Source organism: Candidatus Saccharibacteria bacterium oral taxon 488, from assembly GCA_010202115.1.
Lineage (GTDB): Bacteria > Patescibacteriota > Saccharimonadia > Saccharimonadales > Saccharimonadaceae > Nanosynbacter.
In genome coordinates this window covers 309228-322633 of sequence record CP047917.1, presented here as the reverse complement: position 1 = coordinate 322633, position 13406 = coordinate 309228, and the positions used below count along the sequence as shown (strand labels likewise).

Sequence of the window (13406 nt, the reverse complement as noted above, 5' to 3'; positions counted from 1 at the left end):
TCTATTATTCTATCGACCCCCTATGATTTAGATGAACTATGTAAATCTTCTTCTATCCTCTTGCGTAAACCATTGTAAATAGTTGGTTCTTTACCAGCTTCGAGCTCATCAATTAGATCATAAATATAATCATCTATAATAACAAAGTCCGCCCGAGGATCATAAATAGGTTTACCAATAAACTCATGGACTATGCCATAAATACTAGTCAATTGCTTAATATCTCTTTTTTCTATGGCGCTATCTATTAGGAACAATAATTCCTCGGCAACTGATATCTCAATTGGATCATTCATTTCAACCCTCTTTGAAAGTGAGCAGTTTATAGACTTGCTCGGGTCTATTGTGTCACTCCTCTCGATAGGAACCACGATCCGAGACCAGGTTACCATAAGCATCGTAGTGATCGTGATGCTTTTTGACACGAAGCTTCTTGTCGCCATAGAAGTCAACGCGGTCGAGATGGTCAGAAGCAATAAGCGCCTCTCCATCCCGCGGACCAAGTCCGAACGACACAGTAACATCATGACCACTACTAGTGCTGCCATAAACTGGCGGCGTCCAGTTACGGTTACCATACGTTTCACCATCGCCAAACGTACAATCAGGACCGCCACGGCAAGCCGATCGACGATGCACCATAACCGTGTCATGCGACAGAATCTGATAGCTCAGATCGTCGTCGAAATTGCATCGGTACCAATCGGTACTAGTAGGCAGTTGGCTAGGTGTGGCAACAGTATGTCGCCCATTAGACAGCCTCCTGAGAATGCAGTTGTCACCGCATTCGACGTCGCATCTCTCTGAATAACTCATAGAGACCTTTCTCGAGCAGAAGGAACAGCGCAGGATTATTCCAAAACGCCAATATATTATGTATCAATAATAGAACCCGCTGTCAAGCGATTTTACGAAAATCACCACAAACCATGGTAACGTCCCGCTCACCCGTACTAGAATAAAACTACAACCAATACCTGGCCCCTAACAAATCAAGATAGTATTCGCCGCACAATTTTAGCATCGGCTTGTGAACTAAATTAAGTAGCTTTATAATGAAACGTATGAAAGTCATCACCAAAAAATCTTACCCCGATTTATTCGAAAAAGTCCTAGCGGGCGAGAAAACATTTGATATGAGAGTGGCTGATTTTAACATCCAACCCGGCGATATCCTGGAGCAGATTGAGGTAAATTGTGACGGAGCGCCGACCGGCCGCAAAGTCCGTCATGTAGTCGGCGAAGTTTTACGCACGAAAGAAGTTGATTTTTGGAAACAAGAAGATATTGATCAGTACGGCTATCAGGTGATGTCGCTTGTTGAGCGGGTTGAGTAGTGTAGCAGACCTACTTTGTGGCAGGTTCCGTCCTAGAAAAAGAAATCAAGAACACCAAATTCGAAAAAGCCACCGAGCTCTTTAATGTTGGTCTCTGAGAATATAAAACCATAGAATCATAAACATACGACGACAAGTGCCAGAAAATTCAAATCGGCAACCAAATAATTTTTACCAACCGATGAATGGATAATGAATTTTATCCGCTTGACGAACAGCTACAAAACGGTGTTACCGGCATTGAATTTACACCAATTTGACTAGCTATAGCCATAAATTACGCATGTATAGCGATAGATAGCTTGTATTATTGTATAGGGTATAAGACAATAAACTCATGAACCGACATAAGAAATATTCAGTCACTGTGGCTATCCGTAAAGCCAAAACAGGCGATGTTGATTTCGTTTCCCGCTTGATGACAGAAACACTTGGGCCGTTTTACGATGGCGATCATCGAGCTCATGCACGGCGGATTTTTACCGCGCATATCAATGGCAACGTCGATTCTGTCGGGCAGTTTTCACTCGGGCAATACACATTTATTGCAGAAGTTAATCATCATCCCGCCGGGATGATTCATCTAGTTGTCAAGAAGCAGGGGACAGTTAAAATTAGTCCGCTCATCGTTGCTCCAGAATATCGCGGTAAATTTGGCATTGGCAGTAAGTTACTTCGCCATGCTGAGGATTTTGCTCGCAAACACCACGCTCGGCAACTCTACTGTACAGTGGCTGCCCAAAACCAAGCCACGTTCAAGTTTCTATTGCGCAAAGGCTTTCATCTGGCTGGTAGGGCGCAAGATCATTATAAACCTGGTATCGACGAGTGTATGCTGTACAAGCCGCTGAATCAAAGTGCAGCTCCTGATTTGTCAGATATTTCAATCATCCCGTTTGACGAGAAAAAGCACGCTGTAGCGGCGCGCCAACTGATCCTGTCGCGAGTGGGCAGTGACTTTAATGGCGTGGATGATACATGGGTGGATGCGCTATTTGCTAGCTACCAACGACGTGAGAGCCGAGATATCAACGCTAAATATAAGCTCATTTTCATCGCCGAGCAGGATAGAAAGGTCGTTAGCGTTGTAGTTGCAACCCCAAAGAAAGGCCAGCCGATTAAAATCATGCCGTTGGTAGCAAAATCAGAGGCTGTTTTCGAAGTACTGGTGGCTAACTTGCCGCGATTATTAGCTGACTATGGTCACAAGCTGTACGTCCACCTGGTCCCTGAACCGCGGCAGGTCGCCTGTCTCCAGCGCCACGGCTGGACGATTGAAGGCTTATTTCCCGAAGGCTATGCGCTAGACGTCACTGTTCAGCAGTGGGGATTTAGTCTCAACAAGGAAGGAGTGTCTATGCGTAAGATGCGTATCAAGCGGCCGTACTACGACGCAATCATGTCGGGCCGCAAGACTTTAGAAGTCCGCATCGGCTACAATAGCATCAAGCGCCTTAAGGAGGGTCAGCTATTGCAGCTGGAAAACGGACATGCGTTCGGTGTAGTGCGAATCAAGTCAATTCAAATTTATGATACATTTGCTGATATGCTGGCGACCGAGCCATGGCGAGAGATTGTGCCACAGGCAAAAAGTAAAGAGGAAGCACTTCGCCTGCTTCACAAGATCTATCCACCACACAAGGAACGCCTCGGCGTTCACGTCATCGAGGTTCAAAAGTAGCACCATCTCTATGCATATTGCCGCAAAAGCTGAGCTTGAGAAGAAATAAGCAATCACAACCTGAAAATGTCATCATCCATTAAGACATTTTGTCCTGAAGCATAATGACAGACTAAGCAATTCTAAGGTGTTAAATTCATATTTTTGTCCTCATCTCTTGATTAGTAAAAATAATCCGTTGTGATCTCATTGTCCATTTCACATTCCCTTCACACACCCCTGCTACACTGACATAGAACCAAGAAAGGAGATCTATGTCATTTATACAACGTGCCTGGTTGTATATCACCAGGAAAAAACTCAAAACGCTGATTTTGCTGGCGATTTTGCTGTGTATGTCGACGATTATGCTGAGTGGATTTGCCATCAAGCATTCGACCGACGCGGCGGCGCAGTCGCTGGACAAAACGCTCAAGGCTGGCTTCACGCTGGGCAATAATCCGCGCACCAATCCGGGAACGGCCCGCGGCTCGGGGACGGTGTCGAACAAAGACATCGACGCAGTGAAGAACCTGGAAGGCGTGACGGACTATGTCAAGCGCCAGAACGCCACGGTCGATTTTATCAATACCAAGCTAGTGCCACTACCGAGTGGCGGTAGCGGTTATGATGCCGAGAAAGATAAACAGTTTGGCAACGCCGCTACCATCATCGGCGTCAATAAATCTGAGTCCGAGAAAAAGTTCCGGGCTGAGTCGCTCAAGCTCATCGCTGGCCGGCACATCACCGAGAACGATTCACACAAGATTTTGGTGCATGAAGACTTCGCCAAGGCCAACAACCTGAAGCTTGGCAGTAAAATCAAACTAAAGGCCAATCAATACGACACCGATAACGAACATCCATCCAAGGACGAGGTTGAGGTAGAAATCGTCGGTATATTTAACGGCAAAAACCCAAAGCAGGCAACGTATCAGGTGGAACTGTTTGAGAATTTGTTCTTGACTGACATCGCGACGACCCGCCAATTGAATGCGTACACAGAGCAAAACGAGATTTATCAGGACGCCACGTTCTTCACCAAAGGCACCAAGCAGCTGGACGAGGTGATGGCGCGGGCAAATAAATTACCGGTCAATTGGCAAAAGTACCAGTTGAATAAGAATAGCCAGGAACTAGCCGGCGTGACTGGCGCAGTGAACGGTGTGTACGGTCTGATCGACGGTATGCTGTGGGCAACGGCGCTGGTCAGCGTCGCGGTGATCGGCATGGTGCTGTACTTGTGGATGAACGAGCGCAAGCGCGAAGCAGGCGTGCTCTTGGCGACGGGTGTGCCGCAGTCAAAGATTGTGCTGCAATATATCGCTGAGCTGGTGATGATCGCGGTGCTGAGTTTCGGCGCATCATACTTTACCGCGGGGCTGATTGCCCAGCAAATGGGTGATCACGTGGTATCGCAGGCGGCACAGAATGCCACGCGTCAAGCTGGCAGTTCCCTCAACGGTGCATCGCTCGGTGCTGACGCTGACTCGGTGACGTCATCGCGTACGCTAGAAAAGGTGACGGTTGGCGTGCAACCAACGGATCTGCTGGCGGTGTGGGGCGCTGGACTGGCGGTGATTATCATCGCGGTGCTACTGGCCTCTCGACCGATTACTCAGTTAACGCCAAAAGAATTACTAACCGAAGTGGACTAGGGGCAAATGATGACGATTATCAAACGAGCCTGGACGGCTGTGGCGCGCAAACGGCGTCGCAGCCTGACCATCGCCCTGATCATGACGCTGATTTTCACGCTGCTGATCGGTACGCTGACGGTACAGCAGACGATGGCGCAGCTGAAGCAATCGGTCGAGCGGAACATTCGTGCCGGCTTTAGTATCGCCAGCAAGCAACCGTCGGGCGAGGTGCCAATGGAGACGGCACGACAGGTGCAGCGCCTGGACAAGGTCAAAGCACATAATTTCCAATCAGAGACTACCGCGGGACTGCCGGGCAAACAATTGATCGACACGGCAGGCAGCGGCGTTCAGCTGGACGCTAACGTGGCTGGCGAGGCGAAGGTGACGGGCGCGACAGAGAGTAATCTGCTCGGCGAGTTCACCGGTCGATTTTACCAACTAGAGCAGGGCAAGCACCTAACGGCGAACGATCAAAACGCGGCGCTGGTTCACAAAACGTTTGCTGAGAAAAATGGTATCAAGCCAGGCGACAAGCTGGACATTACCAAAGACGGCCGGCGGGTGACGGTGACTGTCATGGGCATCTTCAGCGGCAAAGGCGAAAAGCCAGCGGTCTTGCAGTCCGACATGGCGGAGAATCATCTCATCACCAACTTGGCTGCGGCGCAGCAGCTGACGGGTAGCCAGCAGTTGACGCGGGCAACGTATTTCGCCGAAAATCCGCATCAGCTGAAGTCGCTAACAGACCGCACCAAAAGCCTACCAAACGTCGATTGGAAAAAATTTAGCCTGACCGACAACGGGGCGGTATTCGCTGGTGTCCTCCAAAACATCGCTGGCATTCAAAACATCTTGACGATTGCCACCATCGGCGCAGCCGCAGCGGGGCTGGCGGTGCTGTCGCTGGTGCTGGTATTCTGGGTGCGCGGCCGCTTGCATGAAATTGGCATCTTGCTGTCCATCGGCACGTCAAAGCGGCAGATTATCGGACAGCTCTTGGCGGAGCTTGCTATCATTGCCGCAGTTAGTTCGGTGTTCGCGCTCGCCATCGGCTCGGTCGCCTCGTCGCAGATTTCTACCGCCCTCACAGCGCAAACCGACCAAAGCCAGCGCATAGAAAAGAACGTAGTGCAAGCCGCGCCACCAGCGACCTACCTGCAGGCTTTCGCCTTCGGCTACATGGTCGTTCTGCTGTCAGCCATCGCTGCCACCGCGCCAATCATGCGCCAATCACCAAAGCAAATTTTAGCAAAATTAAGTTAGGAGTTATCATGTCATTACTTACGTTACGCGATATTATCTATTCATACGCCGACGGCACTAGCAATGTGCTCAACGGCATCAATTATCAATTTGAAAAAGGCAAGTTCTACGCCATCGTCGGTAGTTCTGGCGCTGGTAAGTCGACGCTGCTGGGGCTGTTAGCGGGGCTGGACACGCCGACTGGCGGGCAGATTTTGTTCGACGACGAAGACATCGCCGAGCAGGGGTATTCGCATCATCGCAAGCACAATATCTCGCTGGTGTTTCAGAATTATAACCTGATCGATTATCTGACGCCGCTAGAAAACTTGAAATTGGTTAATTCCAAGGCCACCAATGAAACGTTGCATGCCATGGGACTGGACGACGATCACATTCACCGCAACGTCATGAAGCTTTCTGGCGGTCAGCAACAGCGCGTGGCGATCGGGCGAGCGCTAGTATCCTCCGCACCGATCATCTTGGCGGACGAGCCGACCGGCAACCTCGACGAAACTACCGCTGCTGACATCATCGACATCCTGCGCCAAGCCGCCCACGAAAACGACAAATGCGTCATCGTCGTCACCCACAGCAAACAGCTGGCTAAGGAGGCGGATGTGGTGCTGAAACTGAAGGATAAGAAGCTACGGGCATAGCGTCAGGCCTGGTGCGGCCCACGTCACTTACGGTACGTGGAGCGACCGAATCGACTGACGATGATAGAATCATAAAACCCCCATCTCAAGCAAGAGGTGCGCGAGGCAGAAGCCGGAGGCGCACCTTTTTGCCTGTAATTAACTGTTGCAGAATAGCGGCCTCAACTATAACTAGGTACGATGATTACCCACCATTTCAAGCTATACCCCAAGCCATTTACTACCATTTCCTCCAAGCCGCACTTCACGCTATAATAACCATATGCATTTTTATCAATCATCAAGCGACGAGGTACTGCGGCGACTGGGTTCCTCGAGTAGCGGCCTGAGTGCGGCCGAAGTCCAGCGCCGCCAAAAACGCTACGGCCTCAACGTCATCAAAGTCCAATCCGAACCGCTCTGGCGTATCATCCTCGAGCCATTCCTCGACATTTTTATGCTCGTCCTGCTCATCGCCGCCATCATCAGCCTCTGGCATGGCGAGGCAATTGACGCCATCATCATCTTCGTCATCGCCGCCATCTCGGCCGTTATTTTCTACATTCAGCGCTTCTCAACCGACCGCGTGCTGCGCAGCCTGTCCCGCCACGACGCCCAAAAAGTCGACGTTCACCGCGTCAATCGTACCACGCGCATCGACGCCAGCCAGCTGGTTCCGGGCGACGTCGTTTCACTAGCCGAGGGCGAGAAAGTCCCTGCCGACATCCGCCTCATTCATAGCGCCAATTTGCGGGTAGACGAGGCGCAGCTGACCGGCGAATCACTGCCAATCTCCAAACAAGCCGACGCCCTCACTGGCACCAAAGAAATGTATGAGCAAACCAATATGCTGTTTCAAGGCTCATTCATCATCAGCGGCACCGGTACTGGCGTGGTCGTCGCCACCGGCAATCAGACCGAGTTTGGCAATCTCGCCATGCTCTCTAAGCGCGAATCGACCCAAAGCCCAGTCCAACGAAAAATCGACACCCTCATCACCAAAGTCATCGCCGCCGTCTCGGCCATCGCCCTCGTTGCCTTTGGGCTGAGTTTGCTGCGCGGCATGGATGTACTAGAGAGTCTGCGCTTCGTCATGGCCCTAGCGGTGAGCGCCGTGCCAGAAAGCTTGCCGATTGCGATTTCCGTGGTGCTGGTCTTAGGGATGCGGCGGATGGCCGCCAAAAAGGCGCTGGTGCATCAGATGCGCGCCATCGAGACCATCGGCGTCATCACCACCATCGCCACTGACAAGACGGGTACACTGACCAAGAACAAGCTGACCGTTCAGCAAACCTGGACACCGGACGAGGCGACAGAGGACATCGACCGCATCATCGGACTGGTAGTCAACCGCGCTCACGCCAAGAGTCACGATCCGCTGGACATCGCCCTCAATGAATACGCCCGCAAGCAGAGCGCCGCCCCACGCCACGCACCAGTTCGCGACCTGCCATTCAGTCAAGCCCACGCCATGTCCGCCACCATCTGGCATCACGGCCGGCAGTTTCGCTTGTATGTCAAGGGTGCGCCCGAAACCATCCTGGCGGCCTGTCGCGTGTCAGCCCGCACCAAAAAGCGCGCCCAGCAGATGCTTGATGAAATGACCGCCCGCGGCTACCGGGTAATTGGACTGGCAACGGGCGAGTTGGATGAGGCAATTGATGGCTTTGATCAACTGGGCAAGCAGCGCCTGACACTTGCTGGCTTCGTGGCCGTGGCCGACGTACTCAGACCAGAGGCGCCGCGGGCTATCCGGGCCGCCCTGAAAGCGGGCGTGTCGGTGCGGATGATCACCGGCGATCATTTCGAGACGGCCTATCAGATTGGCCGGGAACTTGGCATGGTTGAAAATCGCGACGAGGTGTTCGATTGCCGTGATATGGCCAAGCTGTCCGACGAGCAGCTGGACGCCATCGTCACCAAGACCAAAGTCTTCTCCCGCGTCATCCCCGAGCAAAAATACCGCTTGCTGACCATTCTCAAAAAGCACCACATCACCGCCATGACAGGGGACGGCGTCAATGATGTGCCAGCGCTCAGTAACGCCCACATTGGCGTGGCTATGGGTTCGGGCTCGCACATTGCGCGTGACGCTGGAGCTATCATTTTGCTGGATGATAATTTCAAAACCATCATCGACGCCATGCGCGAAGGGCGAACCATCATCGCCAATGTCCGCCGTATGTTGTTTTATCTGCTGTCGACCAACACCGGCGAGCTGATCACCATGATTGGCGCGCTTCTGATTGGCATCAAAACCCCGCTGGAGCCGGTGCAAATCCTCTGGGTCAATCTGGTCACTGACACCTCAATGGTCATCCCGCTTGGCTTGGAGCCAGGCGAAAAGCAGGCCATGAACCGCCCGCCGGAGCGCCCCGACGCACCGATTCTCAGCCGTCAAATGATCTGGCGGATGGTCATCGTCGCCGCCACCATGTCAGTCATGGCGCTGGCGGTCTATATCTTTTTCGAGAAGCATTACGGCCACGACTACGCGCAGACGCTAGCCTTTATCTCGCTGGTGGTCAGCCAGTGGGCCAATGCCTTCAACGCCCGCTCCGACAGCGAGTCAATCTTCACCCGCCTCAGGGTCATGAATGCCAGTTTTTACGCCGGCATCGGCCTGTCGGTGATGTTACAGCTACTCGTCTTCTTCGGCCCGCTTGGCACAATCCTCCACATCACACCGATCAACTTCTGGCACGGCGCACTCATCGGCCTCGCCTCGTTCGTCATCCCGATCACCACCTGCGAGATACACAAGTGGTGGGGCAGGAGAAATGATCATGCCTGAGCTCAAACATATCCGAGCTGGCTATCGCGTGTCGGTCAAGGGACTGATCTATGAGGACGGAAAGTTACTATTCGTCCGCGAGAGGAGCGATACATGGGATTTACCCGGCGGCGGGCTGGAGCACGGCGAGGGCATAGCCGAGGCCTTGCAGCGTGAGTGCCGAGAAGAGCTGGGCGCCGAGATAGAAATTGCAAGCGCAGCGCCGATCATCATCCCAACATGGAGCAAAAAGTTCGACACTCCGGTGCTCATTATCGCCTACCACGCTCGCCTCGTGTCGCCACCCACAACCACGACAGATGTCAGCGAGCTGCGGTATATTGGGGCCAATGAGCTGGGGCAGGTTGAACTTGACTCGACACTGTCGGCCATGATGGATCAGTTCTACTCGCAATAGCGGGGTGTAGATATTAGTATAAATGCTATAATTTTATATCATGAGCAGCGGCAGTCCAATAATAAACAAGAAATACACAAACCCCATATCCGCAGCTGGCGATGGGTATGTTTTTGAGCATTCCGTGCAGACCTTTTTTGTGATCCAAATGATAACAGGAGGCCTAGTGCCGAGAATGGACAGCTGCGAAGTAACGAGGATAGTACTTCAGACAGAGCGATACGGAAGAAAGACTGATGATTGCGAGGTAACGCTTAAAGACAAGCTAACTGATACGAGAAAAACACTACTAGTCCAGGTAAAGCGAAATATCCGCCTTTCAGGTAGTGAATTTACAAAAACCATAAAAGATGCTTGGAATGATTTTAACAGCCAGAGCTTTAATAGGAACTCTGACAGAATAATGCTCGTCACTGGTGGTCTTGATAGTAATGGAATTGGGCTGAAGAATATACTGACTCATATTCAAAGCTCTTATCAGTCGGCTGATCAGTTTTGGGAAAACTACGATAATAAGACTTTGGGTAGAGGCAAACCGGAGCGCGAGGGTCTTAAACGTCTGCGTGAACAACTAATACTAGCCAATAATGGTGTCACTTTAGACAGAGAAGTGGAATTTGAGTTCTTGAAATCTTTCTTCATAATAAAATCTGACATGCATGAGAATCTGTTTGAAGACGGTGATATTAATGTCGCCCTGATTCATAGCATCTTGGCACAGAAAAAATGGAAAGATAACGTAAGCCCTAAAGTTGTATGGGAACGGCTCTGTCATTATGTAGCTACTCGTAATAAAGACCAGATAGAGCTATTAAAAGATGATCTGCCTAAAAAACTACTGGAGATATTCGAAGAAGAGAAAGTAATCCGACAAGATGATGTAGTGAGCTTGCAGGATGAAAATCAATTAGTCAAAAAAGTAGAACCGTCAAAAAACAAGATCACAATTAAAACAGCACACAAAAAAGAGCTAGCATTACTATGTTTAATTGGTGAATTTGACTCTGCAAATTCAAATGATAAAAAAATAGTGTCTGAATTGCTAAGATGTGATGATGGCTCATTATTAGACATAGTCCAAGAAATAAATTCTACCGATGATCAAGTACTAGAACTAAGAGATACTACGTGGAAGGTTCTTGACATTAAATCTACGATTGAGCAGCTAAGTAAATGCATTTATGACAACCATATTGATGTTTTTGCGGATATTTACTTAAGGATCCTGAGTGAAATCAATCCAGCGCTAGATTTGCCAATAGACGAAAGATATATGGCTAATATTTACAAAAAGAGCCGAGCATACTCAGCGACAATTAGGACTGGCGTAGCAAATGGTATGGCCATGCTTGCAAATAACCAGGACATACTTCGTAAGTGCTCTGCCAACAAAATAGCTAACACAGCAAATAATACAGTATACAGGTTGCTTTCTGATAATCAAAACCCCAAACTATGGATGAGCATCACAGACAACACCTCTTTAATCGCCCAAGCATCTCCAGTTCAATTTTTGTCAAAGCTAGAGAACATCCTTGAAATAAAAAATAATAATCCAATTGCAATAGTCATAAAGGAAAGTTCGGGCGATTCATTCTTTCAGTCGGATTACATGACTGGTTTGCGCTGGGCGCTGGCTGATTTATCTTGGGATAAAAAATATTTTTCACGAGCTAGTTTAGCGTTAGCTAAGATCGCAGCCCTCGAAATTGATCAGACAGAGAATAAAAAGCGCTCCCTAGATACCATCCTACATACGATCCTGCCGTGGCAGCCGAAAACGCTTGCCCCCTTAGAGGTTCAACACGGTGTGGTCGAAAAAATAGTCAATGAGCATAAAGCTGTCGGGCGAGAGCTACTCAAGGGTTTACTGCCGAATATGACTCAAACAACCATGGAGAGGGAACTTCCAGAATGGCTAGATATTACCAATAGCTTTCAGCCTATTACGCAACAAGAGCTGTGGAAGGAGAGTTCATACTATTCAAATCTCTATATAGATACAACCGAGTCTCTTCAAGAAATTATCGATGTAATTGAAAATATCGACCATCTTACAGATGATGCCTTTTCGAATTTCATAGACCAACTAAATAAACATCTACAAAAAATGGCTAACAAAGATAAGCAAGTAATATGGGAGATATTACTTAAAAAAATAAATAATCTAGATCGGCGTAGTAAAGATGAAGGCAAAAGAGCAGAGATACTTAAAAAAATTGCCGATGATATAGAGCCTGAGGATGATCTATATAAGTCTATATATCTATTTAGTAATTCTGACCACAACCTAATAGGCTATAACGACTGGGAAAAAGGCAAGAAAGAGCTGGAAGAGAAGCAGCGAGAATCACTTCTCAAGATCTTAAACTCAGATAATGCCATTTGTCAGTTGAATGAACTTATTAACCGAGCCAAGATTCCGTACACCATAGGATCTAGCCTGGGCTCTATAGATTATCCATCCATCGAAAATATGTTATTGCCTAAATTCCTCAACGAGAATAAAGCTGAAAAAGAATTTATTAGTAACTTCATTTATACGAGATATTTCTATTATAAAGGTGACATCAACTGGGTCAATAAGTTAGATTTTGCCAGCTGGAATAACGAACAAAAGATTCTACTTCTTCTAGCTTTGCCATTCGGTCAAAGCGCTTGGGACCTATTGGCCGCACAACAAGATAAAGACCTTACTAAAAGATACTGGGATAGGGTCGATAATTTTCGACGTACGGATGACAAATATTCCGAAGCTACAGTTAGAAATCTTCTGAAGGCCAGACGCCCTCTGGCCGCAATTGAATATATTGCCTTGATAATTCATGGGACTGTGGACTCTATCAAACAGCAAATTGATCCAGAATTATGTCTACAAGCACTAATGACATCATTAAATACCACCGAGAATATTTCAAGCACAAATAACTTACAATACGAAATAGGTCGAGTATTCAAGTATTTATACGACAATATTGACTATACGAAAACGAACTTATGGGGGGCAGAATGGGCCCACCTTAAACTATTCGGAAAACACGGCATAGGACAACCGCGAGCATTAATATATCGAATTGCAAATGACGCAGATTTTTTCTGCGATCTAATTAAGACTGCCTACAAATCAGACCTTCCCGATGCCAAGTACCAAAAGATTGACGATGCTATCCAATACAGACTATTAAAAATATTATCATTTAATGACTTTATGGTTATGCCAGGCATAGACCAATATGGCACATTCCGAGAAGATAATTTTACTGCTTGGATACACAAGACTGAGCAGATATGTGAGACGAGCGGGCATTTGAACATTGCCCAGTCTGTTATAGGTGGATATCTAATAAACTCCCCTGAAGACAAAAGCGGCTTATGGATCAACAAAACGGTAGCAAAAACTTTAGACCGAAACGACTCAGTGTCTATGAGGTCCGGATATGGCAGAGGGGTATACAATTCGCGTGGTGTTCATGCAGTGGACGAAACGGGCGAGGCTGAGGCATCCTTGAGAGATAAATGGCAAAATCGTGCAGATAAGATTGAATCTTTAGGTTTTATAAATCTTGCAGCATCACTGCGTGAGCTTGCAGAGACTTATGAGAGAGAAAGAAACCGCATAATTAAGCAAGAGCGGTTTAGAGATTAATATCCTCCTTATACTCAACACATTTGGCGCTAGACCTACGCCAGATATA

At 48.6% G+C, this 13406-nt stretch carries 10 protein-coding genes; 8 read left to right on the top strand and 2 right to left on the bottom strand.

The window, feature by feature from the left end; translation table 11 throughout:
- Positions 1-20: 20 nt before the first annotated feature.
- Positions 21-296 carry a hypothetical protein gene (locus GWK74_01670; protein QHU90228.1) on the bottom strand — a complete coding sequence of 92 codons (276 nt, stop codon included), beginning with the start codon at positions 294-296 and terminating at the stop codon, positions 21-23.
- 52 nt (positions 297-348) lie between these two features.
- Positions 349-642 carry a hypothetical protein gene (locus GWK74_01665; GenBank protein QHU90227.1) on the bottom strand — a complete coding sequence of 98 codons (294 nt, stop codon included), beginning with the start codon at positions 640-642 and terminating at the stop codon, positions 349-351.
- A gap of 422 nt (positions 643-1064) precedes the next feature.
- Here GWK74_01665 and GWK74_01660 point away from each other — a divergent pair, with 422 nt between their 5' ends.
- The 8 genes from GWK74_01660 to GWK74_01625 all read left to right on the top strand — a co-directional run bounded on the left by GWK74_01660 (position 1065) and on the right by GWK74_01625 (position 13357).
- Positions 1065-1337 carry a DUF3850 domain-containing protein gene (locus GWK74_01660; GenBank protein ID QHU90226.1) on the top strand — a complete coding sequence of 91 codons (273 nt, stop codon included), beginning with the start codon at positions 1065-1067 and terminating at the stop codon, positions 1335-1337.
- A 337-nt stretch (positions 1338-1674) separates the two neighbouring features.
- Positions 1675-3018: a GNAT family N-acetyltransferase gene (locus tag GWK74_01655; protein QHU90225.1), complete on the top strand. Its 1344-nt coding sequence runs from the start codon at positions 1675-1677 to the stop codon at positions 3016-3018.
- Positions 3019-3272: 254 nt separating this feature from the next.
- A complete protein-coding gene (locus GWK74_01650; protein QHU90224.1) occupies positions 3273-4655 on the top strand; it encodes an FtsX-like permease family protein in 1383 nt (460 codons plus the stop codon).
- Between the two features lie 6 nt (positions 4656-4661).
- Entirely contained in the window at positions 4662-5903 is a 1242-nt protein-coding gene (locus GWK74_01645; GenBank protein ID QHU90223.1) for an FtsX-like permease family protein, read from the top strand.
- A gap of 8 nt (positions 5904-5911) precedes the next feature.
- Positions 5912-6541: an ATP-binding cassette domain-containing protein gene (locus tag GWK74_01640; GenBank protein ID QHU90222.1), complete on the top strand. Its 630-nt coding sequence runs from the start codon at positions 5912-5914 to the stop codon at positions 6539-6541.
- Positions 6542-6803: 262 nt separating this feature from the next.
- Complete coding sequence (locus tag GWK74_01635) at positions 6804-9314, top strand: HAD-IC family P-type ATPase (GenBank protein QHU90221.1); 2511 nt, start codon at positions 6804-6806, stop codon at positions 9312-9314.
- On the top strand, positions 9307-9711 hold the full coding sequence (locus GWK74_01630) for an NUDIX domain-containing protein (protein QHU90220.1): 405 nt from the start codon (positions 9307-9309) through the stop codon (positions 9709-9711). The genes GWK74_01635 and GWK74_01630 overlap by 8 nt, the downstream gene beginning before the upstream one ends.
- 40 nt (positions 9712-9751) lie before the next feature.
- Positions 9752-13357 (top strand): hypothetical protein, encoded by a 3606-nt coding sequence (locus GWK74_01625; GenBank protein QHU90219.1) that lies wholly within the window; start codon positions 9752-9754, stop codon positions 13355-13357.
- Positions 13358-13406 lie beyond the last annotated feature (49 nt).